The following is a 22,879-nucleotide window of genomic DNA, read 5'->3' as shown; positions in this document are numbered from 1 at the left end:
TTGTACGTTCAATAGACAAACTAAGTTACTGGTGCTATAATAAAAACAGATGAAAGCGATTTCTACCAAAACAATACATTGGGGGTTAAACAAATGAGCTATTTTAAAAATGTTAATCATGTAAAATTCGAAGGTGCTAATTCAACAAATCCTTTCGCATTTAAGTATTACAACCCAGAGGAAAAAATAAACGGACAAACAATGGAAGAGTTACTTCGCTTTGGTGTTTCTTACTGGCACACATTCACTGGTGAAGGTAATGATCCATTTGGAGCTGGTACTGCTGTACGTCCATACGGTCACCTATCAGGAATCGACCTTGCGAAAGCTCGCGTAGAAGCTTCATTTGAATTTTTTGAAAAACTAGGTGTTCCATATTTCTGTTTCCACGATTTGGATATCGCACCTGAAACAGATTCACTAAAAGAAACACTTAACAACATTGATGAAATTGTTGCTATGATCAAAGATTACATGAAGACAAGTAAAGTGAAATTACTATGGAATACAGCAAACATGTTTACTCACCCACGTTGGGTACATGGAGCGGCAACAGCACCAAATGCAGATATTTTTGCTTACGCTGCTGCAAAAGTGAAAAAAGGTCTTGAAGTTGGTAAAGAACTAGGAGCAGAAAACTATGTATTCTGGGGTGGACGTGAAGGATATGAGACACTTCTAAATACAGATATGGGACTTGAGTTAGATAACCTTGCTCGTTTCTTCCATATGGCAAAAGATTATGCAAAAGAAATTGGTTTTGATGCTCAATTCTTAATCGAGCCTAAGCCGCAAGAGCCAACTAAGCACCAATATGATTTTGATGTTGCAACAGGTCTAGCGTTCTTACAAAAATATGATTTACAAGATACTTTCAAGTTTAATATCGAAGCTAACCATGCTACTCTTGCTGGTCACACATTTGAACATGAATTACGTACTGCTCGTATTAACGGCATGTTAGGTTCTGTTGATGCAAACCAAGGAGATACATTGCTTGGGTGGGATACTGATGAATTCCCAACAGACCTTCACTCTACAACGTTAGCGATGTACGAAATCATTAAAAATAATGGTCTTGGTACAGGTGGATTGAACTTTGACGCGAAAGTAAGACGTGGATCATTTGACACAGATGATTTATTCCACGCTCATATCGCTGGTATGGATGCGTTTGCGATTGGTGCAAAAGTAGCACAACGCTTAATTGACGATAAAGTATTAGACAACTTTGTTGAAGAACGCTACAGCAGCTACACTTCAGGAATTGGTCTTGATATTGTTGAAGGAAAAGCAGATTTCCACAAGTTAGAGAAGTATGCTCTTGAACTTACTGAAATCAAAAATACTTCTGGAAGACAAGAACAATTAAAAGGTATTCTAAATAAATATCTTCTTGAAACATTCGCCAAATAGTCCTATAAAAAGAAAAATGTACTGAGTGCTTAACGGTTTTCAGTACATTTTTTTTGAAATAAAAAAATAACTCTTTAGAGGAGTGGAGTCCATGTTAACAAAAGTAGAAACAACTAAAAAACTAGCTGTAAATACAATTCGTACACTTTCCATTGATAGCATTGAGAAAGCAAACTCCGGTCATCCAGGCCTTCCTATGGGTGCAGCACCAATGGCATTTTCTTTATATGGTGAGCAAATGAAGCATAACCCAGCCAATCCAAACTGGTTTAACCGTGACCGTTTTGTTTTATCGGCAGGACATGGATCCATGTTGCTATACAGTATTCTTCACTTAACAGGATACGATGTTACGGTGGACGATTTAAAAAATTTCCGTCAGTGGGGAAGCAATACGCCAGGTCATCCTGAGTTTGGTCATACCGCTGGGGTAGATGCAACAACAGGGCCACTTGGTCAAGGATTCGCAATGGCTGTTGGAATGGCGATGACTGAAAGACATTTAGCGGCAAAATTTAATCGTGACAATTACAATGTTGTAGACCATTATACATACAGCATTTGTGGAGATGGTGACTTGATGGAAGGTGTTTCCGCAGAGGCAGCTTCACTAGCTGGGCATCTAAGTCTCGGTAGACTAATTGTGTTATATGATTCTAATGATATTTCACTTGATGGGGATCTACATCTTTCATTCTCAGAAAGTGTTGAAGAACGCTTTAAAGCATATGGATGGCACTACCTTCGTATTGAAGATGGAAATGATCTTGATGAAATAGAAAAAGCGATTAAATTAGCTCAACAAGACGAAAGACCGACATTAATTGAAGTGAAAACAACAATTGGTTACGGGTCTCCAAATAAAAGTGGAAAATCAGCATCTCATGGTGCTCCATTAGGTGCGGATGAAATTAAATTAACAAAAGAAAATTATAAATGGACATATGATGATTTTCACGTACCGAGTGAAGTGAAGAGTTTGTTTGAACAAGTAAAAGAAGAAGGTGCGAAACAAGAAGAAGAGTGGAATCAACTTGTTGCAGACTATCAACAAAAGTTCCCTGAATTAGGAGAGCAGTTCAAACAAGCTATGATCGGAGAACTGCCTGTTAATTTTGACAAAGAGTTACCTTCTTATGTAGCAGGCGTGGATAAAGTTGCAACACGTTCATCTGGTGGTGATGCATTAAATGCTTTTGCGAAGAACGTTCCTTCTATTTTTGGTGGGTCAGCCGACTTAGCTTCTTCAAACAAAACGATGTTAAAAGGAGAAGAGAATTTCAGTCGTTCAAATTATAGTGGAAGAAACGTTTGGTTTGGTGTCCGTGAATTTGGAATGGCGGCTATGGTAAATGGGATGGCTTTACACGGAGGTGTGAAACCTTTTGGTGCTACATTCTTTGTCTTCTCTGATTATTTACGCCCAGCCGTTCGATTGTCAGCACTAATGAAGCTGCCTGTAACGTACGTCTTTACTCATGATAGTGTGGCTGTTGGGGAAGATGGTCCAACACATGAGCCGGTAGAACAACTAGCTTCATTCCGTGCAATGCCGGATGTAAGCGTGATTCGTCCAGCAGATGGGAATGAGACCGTTGCAGCTTGGAAAGTAGCACTCGAGTCAAAAGACAAGCCAACAATGCTTGTATTAAGCCGTCAAGATCTAATGACGAATTCCAAGTCTTTAGATGTTGCCTATGAAGGTGTGGCAAAAGGAGCTTATGTTGTAGCAGAAGCAGCTGGAGAACAAACTGGTGTATTGCTTGCAACTGGTTCTGAAGTACAATTAGCAGTTGAAGCACAGAAACAATTAGAGGCTGAAGGTATTTTTGTTTCCGTTGTTAGCATGCCTAGCTGGGACCGTTTTGAACAACAATCAGAAGAATATAAGAACAGTGTATTACCACCTCACATTATAGCTCGTGTCGGAATAGAAATGGGTTCATCGCTTGGATGGCATAAATATGTTGGGGACAATGGCAAAGTGATCGCGATAGACCAATTTGGTGCTTCAGCGCCAGCTAGTAAAATCTTAAAAGAGTATGGTTTTACAGTTGAGAATGTTGTCTCAAATATGAAAGAAGCTCTTACTAAATAACAAAATGTAGCTTATTCGTAGAAGGTGATGATAGTGGAAATTCGTGAAGGGGTTTTTGGAGAAGTAAATGGTCAGGAAGTGAAGATCTTTACTTTGATAAATAGCAGCGGAATGGAACTTAGTTGTATTAATTATGGCTGCACCATAACAAAGGTTCTTGTTCCAGATCAAAATGACAAGGTAGAAAATGTCGTATTAGGCTTTGATTCAATCGAGGAATATATTAATCATTCTCCTTTCTTTGGTTGCGTCGTTGGTCGTGTTGCTGGTAGAATAGCAAGCTCGCAATTTGAATTAGATGGTATAACTTATGATCTTCCAAACAATGAAGGTGTCAATCACCTTCATGGTGGAGATCTTGGATTTGATAAAGTGATTTGGGATGCAAAAGTTGAAAAAGGAGCAGATGAACTCAAGGTTATCTTTTCACATGAGAGCTCTGATGGAACAGCAGGGTACCCAGGTACCGTAACGGTTAACATTACCTATACTTTAAACAATAAAAATGAGCTCGATATTTCTTATTACGCAACAACGGACAAAAAAACGCTCATAAATTTAACCAATCACTCTTATTTTAATTTAAGTGGTGATCTAAAAAGGGATATTCTTGAACACGAATTAACACTAAAAAGCGATCACTTTCTAAAGTTAAGTGATTCCCTGCTTCCTACAGGAGAGTTGGAGGCAGTTGATGGAACGGCTTTTGATTTTCGAAATGGAAGGAAAATAAAAGATGGGGTTCAATCCGATCATCAACAGAATAAACTAGTTAGCGGAGGATATGACCATCCACTTGTATTGAGTACGAATCGCGAAGAGGAAATCTGCTTAATTGATCACCAAAATGGCAGAAAGCTGATCGTAGAAACGGATGAACCTTCTGTTGTATTATATACTTCTAATATGATGGCTGATGATTTTGAGATTAGAGGCGTTACAGCAAGAAAGCATCTAGGAGTATGTCTTGAGACGCAGCATCATCCCGATGCCATTCATCACCCGACGTTTCCATCTATTGTATTGGATAAGGATGAGAAATATAGAAAGTCGACAAAGTATCGCTTCTCTGTGATGTAATAAGAAATAATATAACTTGAAAGAACCACTTTCTTTAAAGGAAGTGGTTCTTTTGTCGTAAAGTGAAGAAAGGTTTTTCTCATAGTGAAGTGTAGCGCAATGGATCGACCACATTACCCATAAAAACAACAAAGTATGCGAAAACAGTCTTGTGGAAAAAAAGGGAGTAGTCCCCAGAAAATAAAGAAACCACATGTGACCCAAACAGTACACATGTGGTTTGCACAATCTTTTATTTTTCTTTATAGTTGAAATAATCAAAGTCAGCAGGACGGCTTTGACCAGATGTATCTTGGCATTGCATTCCAACGAAGGCACCAGTGAAGAATCCTCCGCCTTGAATGTAATCATCTGATAGCTTGTATGAAGCAAAGTCGATCTCAATCTCAGTCCAATTGTCTCCATCAAATGAATACGAATAACGATACGTATTTGTTGTAACATCAACGCGTAAGTAAACGTATTCTACGTCTGCCGGAATGGAAATTTCGCGGCCTTTTAGTGGCTGATCAAACGTAAAATTGTCAGATGTCATAATATCAAGAACTTTGCCTTTTTCTTCATTCCAAGTTACTTGTAGAGCTGTCCAGTTTTGAGTGTTGTAATAGTTTACAAGTCCTGCAGCTTGTTGGAACGTATCAGGATCAAATGCTACCTTTGTTTCCGCTGTAAAATTAAAATGCTGCCAGCGTCTAGCTACATAAGCTTGAGTGAATTTTGAAGACAATGACTCTTTTCCGTATAAACGTAAATGACCCGGCTTATCTTTTAGAGAAAGCGTATTTTCTCCTAGAGGGATACGTAGTGTTTGGAAGTTAAGGTTTAGTTCCTCACTATCAAAATCATCCTTCTCTGGATAATCCGCATCCCATTTTACTTCTTCAATAGAAGGACCATCAATTTCAAGAGAAGGTTGATTTCCTCCAACTACGTAAGGCCAATCATCTTTCCACTCGAGACGTTGGATCGCTGTTTCTCTACCAAGAGGACAGAAGCCACGTGGATCTAGAATTGGTTGTCCCTCTCTTGGAAGAGGTCTTCCCGTTAAATGAACAAGGAACCACTCATCAGTGTGTGTTTGAACAATGGATGCATGTCCTGCTTTTTGTAATGGATTTCTTGGATGTGCAAAAGATGAAATTAAAGGATTTTCTGGGTGAACTTCATATGGTCCCCATAAGTTCTTTGAACGTGCAATCGTAGCTTGGTGATCATATTTTGTACCACCTTCAGCTGTTAATAAATAATAATAATCACCAATTTTATATAGATGTGGTGCTTCTGTTAATTTAATATCTGTTCCTTTAAAAATAATCTCCTTTTTACCTACTAGCTTTTGTTCTTCTACGTTATATTCTTGAAGTACAATACCGTAGAAATTATGGTGAGATGCGCGATGGTCCCAAACCATGTTGACGAAATATTTTTTCCCATCTTCATGATGAAATAAAGAAGGATCAAAACCTGAGCTGTTCATATAAATAGGCTCAGACCATTCACCATCAATTGTGTCACAAGTAACGAGGTAATTATGACTGTCTTTCCACTGGCCTTCTGTTACCTTTACATCGGTGTAAATTAACCAAAACTTACCATCACTATATGAAAGAGCAGGTGCCCAAATACCACCAGAATCAGGATTGCCCATCATGTTCAATTGGCTTAAACGGTTAAGTGGTCTAGAAACAAGACGCCAGTTTTTTAAGTCTTTTGAATGGTAGATACCAACACCGGGAAACCATTCAAATGTAGATACAGCAATGTAGTAATCTTCTCCTGCACGACAAATGCTTGGATCAGGATTAAAACCTGTTAAGATAGGGTTTTGAATTTTGTTCATTTTACATCCACCTCTACAGTGATATTTTTGAGAAATTCAAATAATGTTTTTCTAAAAGGACCTCTCTTCCTCATGTATCAATGAAACTTTTAGACGTTACTATTAAGCTTCTTCTAAATTCATCGTAAGGAAGTTCTCAGCAGAAAAAGCGGCAACACCTAAAGCAGCAGATCTACTCTCCAATTTTGAAAAGTGAATTTGCAAGTCCTTCTGATGAGTGGTTAACGCATTCTTTTTCATACTTTCTCTTAAAGGTTCATCTAGCCAGTTTTGTAAAGTTACTAAACGGTTCCCAATAATAATTTGTTCTGGGTTAAACGTATTAATGATGTTGTTAATCCCAATTGCTAAATGCTCAGCCAATTGCCCTATCAGCTCGATTATCTTCGGGTCACCGTTTCTTGCTAGCTTCGTAATGAATTCAAGAGATAGCTCCTGTTCACTCTTCATTGGGATCCCATATTGCCTCACCATTTCAAGAAGAGCCTTCTCAGAGGCATATAACTCCCAGCATCCTTTGTTGCCACAATTACATAAAGGACCATACATATTAATAGTCATATGTCCAAGCTCTCCGGAGAAGCCGTTGTTTCCTTTATAAAGCTTCCCGTTAAGAATAAGGCCTACCCCAATACCAATTCCTCCACTAATATAGACGATATTATCAAACTCTTTACCAACGCCAAATTTCTTCTCTCCATAAGCACCTGCATTTGCTTCATTCTTTATCTTAACTGGAATTTTGTACTTCTCTTCGATGACCTTTTTTAAATTTTTGTTTTTCCATTTTAAGTTTGGTGCAAGAATGATTTCTTCTTCGTTATTGACAGCAGCTGGTACGCCGATCCCGATTCCAACAACACCATAAGGGCTTCCTGGCATTGTGGCGATTAATTCATCAATTAAGGTAAAAATCTTTTCTGTCGTTTCTTCAAAAGACAAGTTTAGTGTTTCGACGAGTTTTTCATTGCTAATATTTCCTTGTAAATCTGTAAGTATTGCAAGAACATAGTTAACGCCGATATCAACACCAATTGTATAACCTGCTGATTGGTTGAATAGTAGCATAACAGGTCGTCTGCCGCCACTTGATAAACCAGGACCAGATTCAAGAATTAATTGTTCATCAATTAACTCATTTACAAGGGAAGAAACGGTTCCTTTGTTTAACCCCGTACTATTAGCGAGTTCGGCTCTGGATACAGGAAATGTTTCCTTAATACAATGAAGAAGCAAGGACTTATTCCGTTTCTTAACCACATGCTGATTAAATGTTTGATTTATTTTCATTTTGTTCACGCTTTCTTTTCTTTTTTTTAAAAGTACCATATTTTAAGAGATTAACCAATAGGGTTGTTGGAAAAGAGAAGCGGTGGAAAGTGGTTGGTGCAAACGTTTCCTTCGGCTTGATGTATCGTCTATAAATTTATTATACACTTAGTTCATTCACTAGACAAACAATGTTTTGCATGTTATTATAAATTCAAAGTTAGTAAAGAGCTAACTCTTCCAACAAACAAGGGGGTTAATAAAATGTTTAAGAAGAAAGCGATTACATCATTGGTTGCTTTATTAGCAGGGGCAATGATTGCTACAGGTTGCGGTGGCGGTGACACTGATGGCGGTCAAGCTGGAGAGAATGAGCAAGGAGCTGCACCGTCAGGAGATACTGCAACAGTTGATTTTATGCACTTATGGCCACAAGGTAGTTCTGCAGGGCACCATCGAATTGTAAACGAAATCATTGCAGATTTTGAAGCTGAAAATGAAAATATTACAATTGATCTTCAAGTTTTAAGTAACGAGCAATACAAAGATCAAATCACAGTACTTTCAGCAGCAAATGAACTTCCTGATGTTGGGATGACATGGGCAGCTGGATACTTAGATCCATTTGTTTCAGGAAACAAATTTGCACCATTAGATGATGTATTAGAAGATGGATTAAGAGACCAATTCGTAGCTGGAACTGTTGAAGCTTACGAAAAAGAAGGTCAATCTTACGGATTACCTTTAGAGTTAAATACAGTATATGTTTACTATAACAAAGAGATCTTTGACGAGTATGGTTTAGAAGCGCCAGAAACATACGAAGAGTTACAACAAGTAGTATCTACTTTAACTGAAAACAATGTACAGCCAATCGCATTAGGAAACAGAGATAGCTGGACTGGTTCAATGTGGTATATGTACTTTGCTGATAGAATTGGCGGTTCGGACTTACTAACAAACGCTATTGCAAGAGAAGCATCTTTTGAAGATCAAGCATTTGTTGATGCTGCTGCAAAAGTACAAGAAATGGTTGACAGCAATGCATTTGTAAACGGCTTCAACGGTATGGCTGATGAAGAAGCGAAGAGCATGTTCATGAACGAGCAATCAGCAATGTATATGATTGCAACTTGGGATTTACCAAACTTCACTACAAATGAAGATGTTCCACAAGAGTTCAGAGATAATGTTGGATTCTTCAAGTTCCCTACTGTAGATGGTCAAGGTGACCACAATAGCTTTGTAGGTGGTCCTGGGGTTGGGCTATTCGTAGCTGAAAACTCTGATGTGAAAGAAGAAGCAAAACAATTTGCAACTTATTTCGTAGAGCAATGGGGTTCAAAAGCAGTATCTGAGGCTGGTGTTCTGCCTGCAACAATCGTTGACGGTGAAAGCTTAGATCTTCCTGATATGTACGTAGATGTACTTGAAGACCTTAACCAAGCAACAGGCTTAACGCTATATGCAGACGTACAAATGACTGCTTCAGCAGCTCAAACTCACTTAGATTTAATCCAAGCTCTATTTGGTGGACAAATCACTCCTGAGGAATTTGCTGCACAACAAGAAGCAGCACTTGCAGCTGAATAAAGCAGAATAATCATTACAAGAATTTAAAACAATATGTTTTGCATCCAGTGATAAGCGAAAAGGACAAATCCTTAACTGGTTTGTCCTTTTCTATCTTTTAAGGGGGTTAATACGCTATGCATAAAGTTATGTCGAACAAGTGGTTTATCACTTTGTATCTTCTCCCTGCATTGTTATTAGTTGGTATTCTAATCTTCATTCCTTTACTTTTAACAGGGTACTATGGGCTGATGAGATGGGATGGGATTGGAGCAATGCAGTTCATCGGTTTAGAAAACTACCTTAACGTACTAACGGATGGTAAGTTTTGGCAAAGTGCAGGAAACTCTGCTCTGTTAGCCGTATTTTCAACGCTTAGTTTAGTTGTTTATTTAGCAGTATCAATGATTTTAGCTTCCAAAATAAAAGGAGCAGACCTTTTAAGGAAAATTTATTTAATTCCTATGTTATTATCTTCTGTTGCGATCGCACAGCTATGGATTAAAGTGTACAATCCATCAAATGGAATGTTAAATGAAATTCTTGGTTGGTTTGGTGTTCAGAACCCACCACTATGGCTTGCTGATCCAAACATTGTTCTGTATTCAATCTTTATCCCGATTTTATGGCAATACGCAGGTTTCTATATCTTAATTTACTACGCTGCTTTAAAAGGGATCCCGGAATCAATGGTAGAAGCTGCAAAAATCGATGGAGCAACACCATTTCAAATTGCAACCCGCATCAAGTTGCCTTTAATAATGGGTGTAGTTAAAGTAACAATTGTCCTTGCGGTTGTCGGTTCACTTAAATATTTTGATTTAATTTATGTTATGACTGGTGGAGGACCAAACGGAGCAAGTGAAGTTATGGCTTCTTATATGTATAAGCTTGCTTTTGGTAACTATAACTTTGGCTACGGAAGTGCCGTTGGTTTCATGTTGCTAATTATTACATTAGTTGTCACTGTTATTATCCGTAAGCTTACAGCGGATAAAGAGGAGATCCAATATTAAAGGGAGGTTTATGTAATGGGACGCGTAGGATACTTTTTTCTATATTTTTGTTTAGGCATTGTTGCCCTTTTTCAAATATTCCCTATAGTCTGGTTGTTCCTTTTCTCTTTAAAGAGCAATCGAGAAATTTTTGCAGGTTCACCTTTTGCTTTACCACAAGAAATTAGATGGGAAAACTATTTAGTTGTTTGGGAAGGCGGGATTGGTACCTATTTCTGGAACAGTGTTTGGATTACTGGACTATCTATTGCAATAACACTATTGTTTGCAAGTATGGCGGTCTTTGTTATTACACGCATGAAATGGAAGCTTAGTAAATTAGTCTTAGGTTTGTTTATGATAGGGTTAATGATCCCGATTCACTCAGCTTTAATTCCACTTTTTAACATGTTTTTAAGTGTGAATTTGATAAATAATCCAATTTCAATTGTTATCACATATACGGCCTATAACTTGCCTATTACAATGATGATTTTACTTGGATTTTACTATACACTTCCGAAAGAAATCGAAGAAGCTGCGATTATTGATGGAGCATCACTTCATAGATTGTTTTTCAGAATTATTTTACCGATCTCTGCACCGATTCTTGCAACAACAGCGATCATTAATATGATTTACAACTGGAATGAGTTTGTGTTTATTAACACGTTTATCAGTTCTGACCAATATAAAACGTTAACAGTTGGTATTCAAAACTTTGTTGGTCAATATATGACAGACTGGGGCGCAATTGGAGCAACTCTTGTTATTAGTGTATTGCCAATCTTAGTCGCATTCTTGTTCTTTAGTAACAAAATTGTTGAAGGTATTTCTTCTAGTGCGGTAAAAGGATAATAAGAATCACCCGCCTTTTAAAGACAGGTGATTCGCTACCTTTTGTGTTTATGTTCTATTTTAGAAAATGCATGTAAGGAAAACCATAAAGTAATGAAGCTAAAAAAGCTTGCACCAAAAATTAACGCCAAAGCTGGGATGACTGTTACGATAATATAGAAAGCTCCCAAACTAATCATGATGAAAAAGCTGTACATTGGGCTAACTAACATCGTTAAGAAAGCATTTTTTATAATTTGCATTACTGGTAAATCGTAATGAACATAAGTTGGAAATAAATAAATGATCACTAAAATGAAGAGCAGTAAGCCTGCAAGCAATGGTGCATATGTCCATGTTATAAGTTCACCCATATTTGCATGTAGGAAAATAATATTGAATCCAAATACAAAAGCAAACAGATAAATAATCAATCCTAAACGGTTGCTTTTCCAAAATTCGTGTTTATAATATTTCCAAAAAGAAGGGAAAACAGGCATATCGGAGTGGCCCCTTAACCATTGTCTTATAAGTGAAAACATCGCGATCGTTGCTGGGAACAACCCGAGGATGACACCACCGGCTATTGTGAAGAAAATCCACAATACATTAATATAAGCAAAGCGTGTGATCCATTCTAACATACTGTATAAAGCTCGACCCATGGAAGTACCTCCCTAGTAAGAAACTCATTCTATTATAATGGGATTGTTAAGTAATTTCTATAAAACAAAAAAACTTTGTTTGTCTAATGAATGAACAAACGAATTAATGCAGGTGACAAGATAATATGTTGGCAAGGAGTGAGGATTCATGAAATATGTAGTAGGAGTAGACTTGGGGACAAGTGCTGTTAAGATCCTGCTTGTTGATCAAAATGGTGAAGTTGTGAAGGAAGTTTCAAAAGATTACCCTTTAATACAAGAAAAAGCTGGATATAGTGAACAAGATCCGGATGCTTGGGTAAATCAAACACTTGCAGGATTACAAAAACTTCTTGAAGAATTTTCGGATAACAAAGAAGATATTGAAGGGATTAGCTTTTCGGGTCAAATGCATGGATTGGTGTTGCTAGATGAAAATAATCAACCATTGCGCAATGCGATTTTGTGGAATGATACGAGAACGACAGCAGAATGCGAGGAAATTTATCAAACGGTTGGCGAGGCTCAGCTTTTGGAAATAACAAAAAACCCTGCATTAGAAGGTTTCACCTTACCTAAAATCCTCTGGGTCAAAAAACATGAGCCTGACATTTTTGCAAAAGCAAAGGTTTTCGTACTTCCAAAAGATTATGTTCGCTTAAAGTTGACAGGGAAAGTACACATGGATCTTTCCGATGCAGCTGGAACGTTGCTGTTGAATGTAGCTCAAAAGGAGTGGAGCAATGATATTTGTGATTTGTTTGAGCTGGATCGAGGCTTCTGTCCACCACTTGTTCAATCGCATGATGAAGTAGGAGTCATCCTTCCGGAGGTTGCAGATTTTACAGGACTGTCTGATAATACACGTGTATTTGCAGGCGGAGCAGATAATGCATGCGGAGCGATTGGCTCAGGAATTCTAGAGGAAGGAAAGACTTTGGCAAGTATAGGAACTTCTGGTATTGTTCTTTCGTATGAAGCAGATGGAAACAAAGATTTTCAAGGAGCGTTTCATTACTTTAATCATGGTGCTCCTGATGCTTTTTATACAATGGGAGTAACTCTTGCAGCAGGTTATAGTCTGAGCTGGTTTAAAAATACGTTTGCCGAAAACGAGAGCTTTACAGATTTGTTAGCTGACGTAGATACGGTTTCTCCAGGTTCTAATGGACTTTTATTTACACCTTATCTTGTTGGAGAGAGAACACCGCACGTTGATGCTACAATACGAGCTAGTTTTGTTGGAATGGATGGTTCTCATGAAATGAAGCATTTTGCTCGGGCGGTTTTAGAAGGGATTACGTTCTCATTAAATGAATCAGTGGAAATCTTTCGGAAACAAGGGAAAAAAATTGACTCCATCATCTCAATTGGAGGCGGTGCGAAAAACGAAGCTTGGCTGCAAATGCAAGCGGATGTTTTTAATGCTAAAATTGTAAAGTTATCTAGTGAACAAGGCCCTGGTATGGGTGCTGCTATGCTAGCAGCGTATGGCTGTGGATGGTTTGCTTCCATGTCAGAATGTGCAGATTCTTTCTTGCAAGTAGAAAAGGAATACTTCCCTAATGAAGAAAATGTTCAACAATATCAAGAATTATTTCAGTTATATAAAGATGTATACAAACAAACAAAAGAATTAAATAAAGGTTTAGCTAAATTTAAAAAATAAACGAAAAAGAATGTCTCAATAACCAAGTTTCTCTAACTTTCATTATCGTCGTACAGTAATTTGTGGAATCATAATGAAATTAGTTCGAAATGAAATGCGGTTATTTTGAGGGATTCTTTTTTGTTATATAATCAAAATTTTGCTTAACAAAAGCCCCTTAAGGTTCTTCAGCCTAAAGGGGTTTTTGTATTAATAGCGAAACAAGTATCGGCTATTGATGTTTATTACAAGCTTTCTTATTTTTTTCACCAAATAAGGTGTTCGTGCTCTTTTCAAAAATAAACGTACTGGACCAAGCAAATGATTTTTTCTAAATGGAGCTTTAAATTTTATCAAGAAGAAAAGCAATGTAGGTATGGACATGTTCCAGACAAATAGAGGGTTGATTGTGTATAAGTAGCCAAACGAAAAAAGAAAGATGTAGATACTCCATGACCAAAAGATATGCCAGCCATTTTTAAAATAAATCATTTTTGATTTTTCCCCTATGAATTCAACCAATGCGCATTTTATTGACCATTTCAAGATATGTTTAACTTGTAAGCTTACATTGTTTTGAGGGAAGTTTGCCATACAAAGTAAAAATAGTAAAGGTGTAATGATAAAGATGTGAATCACGCGTAATTGTTTTAAATTCAAATTGTTTGACTGTAACTCCCATAAAATGTGTTTTTTAAAGAAATAGTAATATAAAGAGTTTATGAATGATATGTAGATTAGTGCTTTGAAAAACCTCGGAACAATTCGCCAAGTCTGCTGTCTAAAGTTTAATAAAATTAAGAATGTAGATAGAATGATATGCCTCATTTTTTAATCCCTTTCAAGTGTATTATGTTATCAAATGTTAGGGTACTCAAAGAGATGATGAAAAATGTAAAGAATTGTAAAATATTTGGGTTTTTATTTTGGATAAAATGGTTGTAATAGTTAATTTTGTAAAACTGACTCATGAACGAGATCTCATAATCTACTGTTTAAAGCGACAATAGTTTTTTTTACAAGTAGAACAAAATCTCCTAAAGATTTCTTTGTCAGCACATCTGACATAGTTAAAGTATTATTACTCATTATTCGATAAAATTTTACTGATGTAGATATTTTGAAGGTGTAAATGATATGTATCTTATGAAAGAATAACGTGTGATTTACGAGGATGTTCTGTTGGAACAGTCAATTACCATTAAATCTGGAGGGTTTCTAAGATGAAAAAGAAAAAATTAATCTTAATTGGAAACGGTATGGCAGGCATCAATTGCATTGAGGAAATCTTAAAGAACAATCCTAACATGTTTGATATAACGGTCTTTGGAAGTGAGCCGCACTTTAACTACAACCGAATCATGTTATCAACAGTACTACAAGGCGGCACAAAGGTAGAGGACATAACACTTCATAATCGTGCTTGGTACGACTCGAATGGTATAAAGCTCTACACAGGTGAAACAGTTGTGAAAGTGGATCCTGATAAAAAGGTGATTCGAACAGATAAGGATAGAGAAGTTTCCTACGACAAACTTATTTTTGCTACAGGGTCGGTACCATTTGTCTTGCCAATTCCAGGAGCGGACAAAGAAGGTGTAGTAAGCTTTCGGACTATAGAAGATTGTCAGAAGATGATTAATATATCGAAGAATCATAAGAAAGCCATTGTAATTGGTGGTGGTTTACTAGGTTTAGAGGCTGCAAGAGGGCTCCTTAATCTAGGAATGGAAGTAGATGTTGTTCATATTGCCAATTATTTAATGGAGAGACAGTTGGACCAAACAGCTGCAAAAATGCTTCAACAAGAGCTTGAAAAACAAGGGATGAATTTTCTATTAGAAAAGGAAACGGAAGAAATCATTGGAGATTCCAGAGTAGAGGGTTTACGATTTAAAGATGGATCGATCGTTTCTGCTGATGCGGTCGTGATGGCTGTCGGTGTCAGACCAAACGTTCAAATGGCAAAAGATAGTGGGCTTGAGACGAATCGGGCGATTGTTGTTAATGATTATTTACAAACAAGTATTCCTGATATATACGCTGTTGGTGAGTGCGTTGAACATAGAGGAATGGTTTATGGTCTAGTAAAGCCTCTCTATGAGCAGGGGAGAATTCTAGCCAAGCATATTTGTGGAATTGAGGAAAATGGCTATCAAGGATCAACCTTATCAACTCAATTAAAGATCTCAGGTGTGGATGTCTTTTCTGTAGGTCAATTTCATGCTGATGAAACGAGCAAAACGATTACTCAATATGATGAGTTAGCTGGAATCTATAAGAAAATTGTCCTAAAGGAAGATAAAGTGATTGGCTCAGTTATGTTTGGAGATACAAAAGCAGGTAACAAGCTACTAGATATGATTAGTAAGCAAAAGGTCATTACAGATGAGGAAAAAATGTTCGTTTTACAGTCTTCAAGCCAGGACTCGCAAGTGGCTGCGATGGAACAGACAGATCTCATTTGTAACTGTAATGGTGTAACAAAAGGAACGATTATTGAAGCTTGCCAATCACAAGAATTGACAACAGCAGAAGAAGTGAAAAAGTGCACAAAGGCATCAAGTGCATGTGGGGGCTGTAAACCGTTAGTAACCGATTTATTAGCTTATATGCAAAGTGAAGATTTTGATGAAGTAATAGAGAAAGAAACGTTGTGTGGATGTACGACATTAACAGATGAAGAGATTGTAACAGAGATGCAACTGAGAAGTCTTCACTCTATTAACGAGGTCATGCATGAACTTAAGTGGAGAACAGAGGATGGATGTCCAACTTGTCGTCCCGCTTTGCAATATTATTTAGGTATGATTTATCCGGAGTATGAGACGAAGCAAGAATCACTTTTTATTAATGAGCGAATGAATGCAACTCGACAAGCGGATGGCACATACTCCCTTACTCCACAAATGTACGGCGGACTGACCAATGCAGAAGAACTGCGTAAAGTTGCTGACGTAGTTGAAAAATATCAAATTCCTAATGTGGCAATTACTAGTGAACAACGATTGCATTTAACAGGAGTAAGAAAGGAAGATTTAGAATCCATCTGGAAAGATTTAGACCTTCCATTGAGCAGTACGTATGGGAATACCGTTCAAAACATCAAAACCTGTATTGGAGAGACGGTTTGTAAGTGTGACAAACATGATGCTCTTCGGCTAGCAGTTCAAATAGAGAAGAAAACAGACTACTTAACAACACCGTACCGAGTCAAGATGGGCATCTCTTCGTGTATGCATAACGGGGCGGGTTCAACGACAAAAGATATTGGCATCATCCAGTTTGATCGAGGATGGGAAGTATATGTTGGTGGTAGCAGTGGGCGAAATGCGCGAACAGGTCAATTGCTTTGTGTAGCGGAAACAGAGCAAGAAGTGTATGAAATTATCATTGGCTTTATCCAGTACTACCGGGAAACAGCCAAATATGCTGAACGCTCATGGGAATGGATCGACCGCATTAACTTACTGCATATAAGAGAAGTGTTGTTTGATAGCGAATTAAGACAGCAACTAATCGAGGCCTTGGAAAGTGATTCTTATCAAAATAAGCAAGTCTTATTAAGTAATAAATAATAACGTCATGTCCAGAAGCGACAAAAAAATTAGCAAAGGATGAGACATCGTGACAGAAATGTTATTAAGGTATTTTAGAAAAAGACAGCAGCAAGTAGAAACAGAGAAAGTTTACGACACACAATGCCCTTTTTGCAGCATGCAGTGTAAGATGCAGCTCATCGAACAATCAACCGTTACGAGGAAAACGTATAAGACTGTTGGGAAAGATAACCCAACTTCTGAAGGCCGGCTATGCATTAAAGGATTGAATGCACATCAGCATGCTGTACACAACGATCGAATCAAGCATCCATTGTTAAAGGTGAATGGAGAGTTTGTACGAATCTCATGGGATGAAGCGATAAATTTGATTAAAGAAAAGTTTACAGAGATTCAAACCGAGCATGGAAACAATGCGCTATCTGTTTATGGAAGTGCAACGATAACCAATGAGGAAGCATACTTGTTAGGAAAGTTTGCTAGAGTCGCTTTGGGTACTAGATACATTGATTATAATGGTCGCCTCTGTATGTCTGCAGCTGCTTCAGCAGCGGCGCAGACATTTGGGATGGATCGCGGCTTTACGAATACAATCCAAGAGATTCCTCACTCTAGATGCCTCATCTTGGCAGGAACAAATGTTGCGGAATGCCAGCCGACGATTATGCCTTATTTTGAAAAGGCAAAGGAGAATGGTTCTTTTATAATTGCAATTGACCCCCGTGAAACAGCTACAACAAAGATGGCTGATTTGCACTTGAAAGTAAAGCCTGGAATGGATGCAGCTCTAACAAACGGGTTGTTAAAAGTCATTTTAGAAGAAAATTTAATTGATGAGCAATTTATCGCTGAGCGAGTGAACGGATTTAACGAAGTGAGGGAATATGTAGCTTCACTAGATTTAGAGGAGATTTCTGAACAAACGGGGGTACCCCTTGATCAGATCAAAAAAGCAGCAACAGTCTTCGGGAGAGAAGAGTCTGGTATGATCTTCACTGCAAGAGGAATAGAACAACAAACAGATGGATCAGCATCTGTGCGTAATTTTTTAAATATTCTTTTAGCTACGGGAAAAATCGGGAAAGAATACTCAGGATACGGAGCTGTAACTGGGCAAGGTAATGGTCAAGGAGCAAGAGAGCATGGGCAAAAGGCTGACCAATTACCTGGTTACCGTTCAATTGAAAACGAGGAACATCGGAACTATATTGCTGATGTTTGGGGAATTCGTGAACAGGATTTACCGAGAAAAGGGGTTTCTGCTTTTGAAATGATTCAAAAGATCGACGAGGGGGAAATTAAGGGAATGTTTTTAATGTGTTCAAACCCTGTAGTCTCTAACCCGAGTGCTGAATTTGTAAAAAAAGCTCTTGAAAAGTTAGACTTTTTCGTCGCGGTAGATATGTTCATTTCTGAATCAGCTAGATTAGCTGATTTAATATTACCAGCAACATCTTATTTAGAGACACCTGGTACAATGACGAATGTAGAAGGAAGAGTCACATTAAGAGAAGCGAGTTTCCCAATTCGGGGAGAAGCAAAACATGATTGGCAAATTATTTGTGATGTAGCAGAGGCTCTAGGAAAAGGAGAATACTTTGCATTTTCTTCTCCGGAAGAAATCTTCAATGAATTAAGAGTTGCAACTCGCGGAGGAATTGCTGATTACTCTGGAATCACTTATGATCGCTTGCGTGAGGAAAAAGGGATCTTGTGGCCTTGTCCGGATCAAGATCACCCAGGGACGAAACGTTTATTTGGGCAAGAGTTTGCACATGCTGATGGGAAAGCGAAGATGGTTGTCGTACAAAGTGAACCTGAAATCCCTAAAGAAAAGCCTACTGAAGAGTTTCCTCTTTATTTAACAACTGGAAGGGTTATGTCGCACTATTTAACAGGAGTTCAAACGAGAAAAAGTTCAACACTTGCAGCTCGTGAGTTTGAGTCATATATGGAAATTCATCCATCAACAGCTGAGAAATTCCATATTAAGGATAACACGTTAGTGAAGATAGAATCGAAACGAGGAAGCATTGTTGTTAGAAGCAAATGGTCGCAAACAATTCGTAAAGATACAGTGTTTGTCCCATTCCATTGGGCTGACTCACAAAATGTCAATCGTTTGGTCTCTAAGAAATTGGACCCTACTTGTAGAATGCCTGGATTCAAAGTAAGTGCAGTAAAAATTAGTCCGATAGCTAATTAAAGATGAGAGGTTTGCTTGAATACTACGATTCAAGCAAACCTCTCGTTTTGTCTATTATCTGAATGCTGTAGCAGAAGCTAAGTATATATCTGGACATGTACGTAAAAATAGGGCACTGATAAGGTATAACCGACCTTTTTCAGTGCCCTAAACATAAAAGGGAAGTCCTTTCTTTCGATGTTCGTTTATAGTGCTTTTTTATGAAGCTTCTTATCTTCCGCTTCTAATACTTTTAACTCATCTGAAGACATATAATATTCTTCGCCAAATGAATTTTCAGGCTCTTCTAAAGTGAAGAAGCAAATAAGAAAACTAACTAAAGCGCCGCCAGCAAGAATAAAGAAGAATTGTTGTGGTGTCACAAATGTATAAAGAGTTAAATAAACAGTTGCACCAACATTTCCATAAGCACCAGACATTCCGGCAATTTGTCCAGTTACTCGTTTCTTAATCATTGGAATAACTGCAAACGTCGCTCCTTCAGCACCTTGGATGAACATAGACGTTAAAACGGTAATAGCTACAGCAACAACTAAAGGCCAGCTTGAGTCCATAAAGCCCATACCAACAAGTCCGATTGTAATACCAGCCATATATACTAGCATAACGTTACGACGGCTCCCCATTCGGTCTGAAAGAATACCACCTAATGGACGGGCGAGGAGGTTCACAAAGGCAAAGGATGCAGCAATAAGTCCGGCTTGTGATGCTGACAGTGAAAATGTCAATTGAAAGAACATTGGTAGCATAGAAATGATGGCGAGCTCTGCGCCAAAGTTGGCAAAATACGTACTATTTAAAGCACCAACGTTTTTAAATTTGTATTTGTCATCTTCAGGAACACCTTTTTTAAGAATAGGGACATTTACTTTTAGGATCATATAAATTTGATAGATTAATACAATCACAAGAACGGCCCAAATGACATACAGTGCTGTTTGCGAAACAAATCCTAACCCTTCTAATCTCCATGCACTGATTGCTAGCGCTCCTCCAAGAGGAATCGTCCATACGATTAGCTGAACTAAATCACCCCAACTACTTACTTCCAATGCCCCAGAACGTTTTGGTTTCATTAGGACTTTTCCTTCTGGCGTGTCTCTGACACAAATGTAATAAATAATGCCGTAAACAAAACAGATGATACCAGTAAATGCTAAGGCATATCTCCAACCGTTATCACCACCAAGCAAGGTGAGGCCAAACCATGGCAGAAGCATAGCGGCAGCAGCAGAACCAAAGTTCCCCCAGCCTCCATAAATTCCTTCAGCAAAACCGATGCTCTTAGGTGGAAACCACTCAGCTACCATTCGAATACCAACAACGAAACTAGCACCAATACTACCAAGAACAAGGCGGGCAATCATTAATTGAGCCCAGCTATCACCAAAGGCAAAGACTAATGCTGGAATTGACATAATAATAAGTAAACCTGAATAGACGACTCTAGGTCCGTACTTATCTAATAGTGAGCCTATCACGACACGTGCTGGAATTGTTAGAGCTACATTACAGATACCGAGTGCAGCAATGTGTTGCGGAGTTAGCCAATCCATCGCTTCAAGCATCGTAGTGGCAAGTGGTGCCATATTATACCAAGTGAAAAAAGAAACGAAGAAAGCAAACCAAGTAAAATGTAGAACCTTAATCCTTTCATTCTTAAACTTAAAAATCTCTGAAACAGTCATCGAAAAAAACCTCCCTAGAATTCCGTATTTCAAATACATTTTTTATTTTTACATTACTTATCTATTGTTGTCTGAATGTTCGATAGGAAATGTTACAAGGTTTTCTTGTGGGATTTTTTTACTGATAACGCTTAACTGGTTGGTGGGAAAGGGATTCTGAACTTTGATGCTACAAAGGTTTGAAAAGGGCATTTTCTTAGGAATTAAAAAAACATGGTTATTTTCTAAGTTCAATCACGTTTGCAACGTAAGTGCATGATCGGAGTTTCTACTATATAAAATAGACTATTTCTAGTCATATACCGCTTCTTCAAAAAACTATGTAAGATAAGCTGACACAATATAACATGCATCTAAGATGTTGGTTTAGGATAATACATATAATTCAAATAATTCTTTACAGTAGCAAAGGGGGCGTGATTAATGAATAGTGGAATGGTCTACTTTGTAGGGGCTGGTCCGGGAGATATAGATTTAATTACTGTAAAAGGAAAACAGGTCTTGCAACAGGCTGACGTAGTCATTTTTGATCGATTAATCAATCCTTTTTTGTTAACTGATGTAAAAGATGATGCTAAGTTAATTTACTGCGGTAAGCAACCTTGCAAACATACACTGAGGCAAGAAGATATTCAAAAAGAAATTCTCATTCATGCGAGAAAAGGAAAGACTGTTGTCCGTTTAAAGGGTGGTGATCCAGCTGTATTTGGAAGAGTTGGTGAAGAAGCTGAACTATTAGCAGAGAACCACATTCGCTATGAAATCATTCCAGGAATTACAGCCGGAATTGCGGCAACGATGTATGCGGGAGTTCCTATTACTCATCGAAAGCATTCGAACTCTTTTGCTGTAGTCACAGGACATGGCAGTCGGAAGGATGGAACACCTAATGTTGATTGGAAGTCGTTATCCAAAGGAGTCGAAACGATTGTCTTCTATATGGGAGTTAAACACCTTAATACGATCTCAGAGCAATTGATCAAACATGGGAAAGGAAGAGATACGCAAGCGTTAGTTGTCCATTGGGGGACTTACAGCAAACAAAGAACAGTAGAAGGAACACTTGCTACGATCACAAGCAAGGTTGAACAGGCTAATATTACGAACCCAGCCATTATTGTTGTCGGCGATGTTGTGAAGCTTCGTTCGAAGTTAGCTTGGTTTGACAACAGACTTCTTTCTGGAAGAGCTATCCTTATTCCTTCTATTAATGAAAGAAATAGAGAGATGGTTACAACTCTTAAGAAAGATGGAGCAGATGTTTTTGAACATGAGCTACTATGTGAGAGAGATCATTTTGACAGTGGAGCTGTTAACGACCTACTAAAAATGGAAAGCGATAATGAGCTGGTCTTTCTTTCTACAAAAAGTGTCTTTGCCTTTTTAAAAGGGCTTGTAGAGAATGGTATGGACGTTCGGGATATCCAATTACCTTTCTATTCAATAAATGAATCAGTTAAAAAGACGCTTCAAACGATCGGTATCAAATCCAAGCTAATAGACATGTCGGTCATATCTCCGGTGTTAGTAGGAGATGAAACTGAAATTGAAAGTGAGAGAGCAACTCTTTCCCCGCTAGCTAAGGGGATTGTAGTAAGGAAGAAGAACGTTTCAAACAAAGATATTGCAGCTTTCACAAGGTTACTAGAGGAGCGTCATATTAATACAATTCTACTAACATCTCCTGCTGAAGCTTTGATATTTTTGAAGTTTCTAGAATTAAGTGGGATACCTTTAGAACAAGTACAAGAGAATGTAACAATTATCTGTAAAGGAATAGATACAAATCTTATTTTGAAAAAGTCTAATATCCGAGGCGATATGATCATAGATAACGAGGATGTAGCAGAGGCTATTGGAAAGATCGAAGAAGCAGAATTAGCCTTGGAAAGCTAAGAAAGCAAATGAAGTAGGAAAAGGAGAGGTTATTGTGAGAGAGAAATTAGTGCTAATAGGAAACGGAATGGCCGGAATTCGTACGATTGAGGAAATCTTAAAAAACGATAGCGATCGTTTTGACATTACT

At 37.9% G+C, this 22,879-nt stretch carries 14 protein-coding genes; 10 read left to right on the top strand and 4 right to left on the bottom strand.

Features of this window, described 5'->3' with window-relative positions; all coding sequences use genetic code 11:
• Positions 1 to 93 precede the first annotated feature (93 nt).
• The 3 genes from xylA (at position 94) to SAY88_RS21740 (ending at position 4,594) form a co-directional block, all read left to right on the top strand.
• Positions 94 to 1,416 carry a xylose isomerase gene (gene xylA / locus SAY88_RS21750; protein ID WP_332634298.1) on the top strand — a complete coding sequence of 441 codons (1,323 nt, stop codon included), beginning with the start codon at positions 94 to 96 and terminating at the stop codon, positions 1,414 to 1,416.
• A 91-nt stretch (positions 1,417 to 1,507) separates the two neighbouring features.
• Positions 1,508 to 3,514: a transketolase gene (gene tkt / locus SAY88_RS21745; protein ID WP_332634297.1), complete on the top strand. Its 2,007-nt coding sequence runs from the start codon at positions 1,508 to 1,510 to the stop codon at positions 3,512 to 3,514.
• Between the two features lie 33 nt (positions 3,515 to 3,547).
• Positions 3,548 to 4,594 (top strand): aldose epimerase family protein, encoded by a 1,047-nt coding sequence (locus tag SAY88_RS21740; RefSeq protein ID WP_332634296.1) that lies wholly within the window; start codon positions 3,548 to 3,550, stop codon positions 4,592 to 4,594.
• A gap of 232 nt (positions 4,595 to 4,826) precedes the next feature.
• Here the strand turns inward: SAY88_RS21740 and SAY88_RS21735 are convergent, their stop codons facing one another.
• Together SAY88_RS21735 and SAY88_RS21730 are read right to left on the bottom strand one after the other, a co-directional pair.
• Positions 4,827 to 6,434: a glycoside hydrolase family 43 protein gene (locus SAY88_RS21735; protein ID WP_332634295.1), complete on the bottom strand. Its 1,608-nt coding sequence runs from the start codon at positions 6,432 to 6,434 to the stop codon at positions 4,827 to 4,829.
• 102 nt (positions 6,435 to 6,536) lie between these two features.
• Positions 6,537 to 7,724 (bottom strand): ROK family transcriptional regulator, encoded by a 1,188-nt coding sequence (locus tag SAY88_RS21730; protein ID WP_332634294.1) that lies wholly within the window; start codon positions 7,722 to 7,724, stop codon positions 6,537 to 6,539.
• Between the two features lie 243 nt (positions 7,725 to 7,967).
• Here SAY88_RS21730 and SAY88_RS21725 point away from each other — a divergent pair, with 243 nt between their 5' ends.
• The 3 genes from SAY88_RS21725 to SAY88_RS21715 all read left to right on the top strand — a co-directional run bounded on the left by SAY88_RS21725 (position 7,968) and on the right by SAY88_RS21715 (position 11,128).
• Complete coding sequence (locus SAY88_RS21725; RefSeq protein ID WP_332634293.1) at positions 7,968 to 9,296, top strand: extracellular solute-binding protein; 1,329 nt, start codon at positions 7,968 to 7,970, stop codon at positions 9,294 to 9,296.
• A gap of 116 nt (positions 9,297 to 9,412) precedes the next feature.
• Positions 9,413 to 10,291: a carbohydrate ABC transporter permease gene (locus SAY88_RS21720; RefSeq protein ID WP_332634291.1), complete on the top strand. Its 879-nt coding sequence runs from the start codon at positions 9,413 to 9,415 to the stop codon at positions 10,289 to 10,291.
• Between the two features lie 15 nt (positions 10,292 to 10,306).
• Entirely contained in the window at positions 10,307 to 11,128 is an 822-nt protein-coding gene (locus SAY88_RS21715) for a carbohydrate ABC transporter permease (RefSeq protein WP_332634289.1), read from the top strand.
• Positions 11,129 to 11,163: 35 nt separating this feature from the next.
• On the opposite strand, the gene SAY88_RS21710 is transcribed toward SAY88_RS21715, so the two are convergent.
• Entirely contained in the window at positions 11,164 to 11,772 is a 609-nt protein-coding gene (locus tag SAY88_RS21710) for a YesL family protein (RefSeq protein WP_332634287.1), read from the bottom strand.
• Between the two features lie 148 nt (positions 11,773 to 11,920).
• Between SAY88_RS21710 and xylB the strand changes: the two genes are divergently transcribed.
• The 3 genes from xylB (at position 11,921) to nasC (ending at position 19,165) form a co-directional block, all read left to right on the top strand.
• On the top strand, positions 11,921 to 13,420 hold the full coding sequence (gene xylB / locus SAY88_RS21705; protein ID WP_332634285.1) for a xylulokinase: 1,500 nt from the start codon (positions 11,921 to 11,923) through the stop codon (positions 13,418 to 13,420).
• A gap of 1,202 nt (positions 13,421 to 14,622) precedes the next feature.
• Positions 14,623 to 16,977, top strand: a complete 2,355-nt coding sequence (gene nirB, locus SAY88_RS21700; RefSeq protein ID WP_332634284.1) for a nitrite reductase large subunit NirB — start codon at positions 14,623 to 14,625, stop codon at positions 16,975 to 16,977.
• A gap of 49 nt (positions 16,978 to 17,026) precedes the next feature.
• Positions 17,027 to 19,165: an assimilatory nitrate reductase catalytic subunit NasC gene (nasC, locus tag SAY88_RS21695; RefSeq protein WP_332634283.1), complete on the top strand. Its 2,139-nt coding sequence runs from the start codon at positions 17,027 to 17,029 to the stop codon at positions 19,163 to 19,165.
• Positions 19,166 to 19,350: 185 nt separating this feature from the next.
• Here the strand turns inward: nasC and SAY88_RS21690 are convergent, their stop codons facing one another.
• The gene (locus SAY88_RS21690; protein ID WP_332634282.1) at positions 19,351 to 20,853 is read right to left on the bottom strand and encodes a NarK family nitrate/nitrite MFS transporter; all 1,503 of its coding nucleotides are present in this window, start codon (positions 20,851 to 20,853) and stop codon (positions 19,351 to 19,353) included.
• 423 nt (positions 20,854 to 21,276) lie between these two features.
• Between SAY88_RS21690 and cobA the strand changes: the two genes are divergently transcribed.
• Positions 21,277 to 22,749, top strand: coding sequence for a uroporphyrinogen-III C-methyltransferase (gene cobA / locus SAY88_RS21685; RefSeq protein ID WP_332634281.1), 1,473 nt, complete (start codon positions 21,277 to 21,279; stop codon positions 22,747 to 22,749).
• The last annotated feature ends 130 nt before the right edge of the window (positions 22,750 to 22,879 follow it).

The sequence above is a fragment of the Halalkalibacter flavus genome, from assembly GCF_036663575.1.
GTDB classification, from domain to species: Bacteria; Bacillota; Bacilli; order Bacillales; family Bacillaceae_D; genus Halalkalibacter; species Halalkalibacter flavus.
Note: the sequence above shows the minus strand (reverse complement) of the source record. Positions and strands in the feature narration are given on the sequence as shown.

Excerpts from the sequence above, each read along its gene's own strand:
- xylA (WP_332634298.1), top strand. The coding sequence starts at position 94 with ATGAGCTATTTTAAAAATGTTAATCATGTAAAATTCGAAGGTGCTAAT.
- tkt (WP_332634297.1), top strand. The coding sequence starts at position 1,508 with ATGTTAACAAAAGTAGAAACAACTAAAAAACTAGCTGTAAATACAATT.
- SAY88_RS21735 (WP_332634295.1), bottom strand. The coding sequence starts at position 6,434 with ATGAACAAAATTCAAAACCCTATCTTAACAGGTTTTAATCCTGATCCA.
- SAY88_RS21730 (WP_332634294.1), bottom strand. The coding sequence starts at position 7,724 with ATGAAAATAAATCAAACATTTAATCAGCATGTGGTTAAGAAACGGAAT.
- SAY88_RS21725 (WP_332634293.1), top strand. The coding sequence starts at position 7,968 with ATGTTTAAGAAGAAAGCGATTACATCATTGGTTGCTTTATTAGCAGGG.
- SAY88_RS21720 (WP_332634291.1), top strand. The coding sequence starts at position 9,413 with ATGCATAAAGTTATGTCGAACAAGTGGTTTATCACTTTGTATCTTCTC.
- SAY88_RS21715 (WP_332634289.1), top strand. The coding sequence starts at position 10,307 with ATGGGACGCGTAGGATACTTTTTTCTATATTTTTGTTTAGGCATTGTT.
- SAY88_RS21710 (WP_332634287.1), bottom strand. The coding sequence starts at position 11,772 with ATGGGTCGAGCTTTATACAGTATGTTAGAATGGATCACACGCTTTGCT.
- xylB (WP_332634285.1), top strand. The coding sequence starts at position 11,921 with ATGAAATATGTAGTAGGAGTAGACTTGGGGACAAGTGCTGTTAAGATC.
- nirB (WP_332634284.1), top strand. The coding sequence starts at position 14,623 with ATGAAAAAGAAAAAATTAATCTTAATTGGAAACGGTATGGCAGGCATC.
- SAY88_RS21690 (WP_332634282.1), bottom strand. The coding sequence starts at position 20,853 with ATGACTGTTTCAGAGATTTTTAAGTTTAAGAATGAAAGGATTAAGGTT.
- cobA (WP_332634281.1), top strand. The coding sequence starts at position 21,277 with ATGAATAGTGGAATGGTCTACTTTGTAGGGGCTGGTCCGGGAGATATA.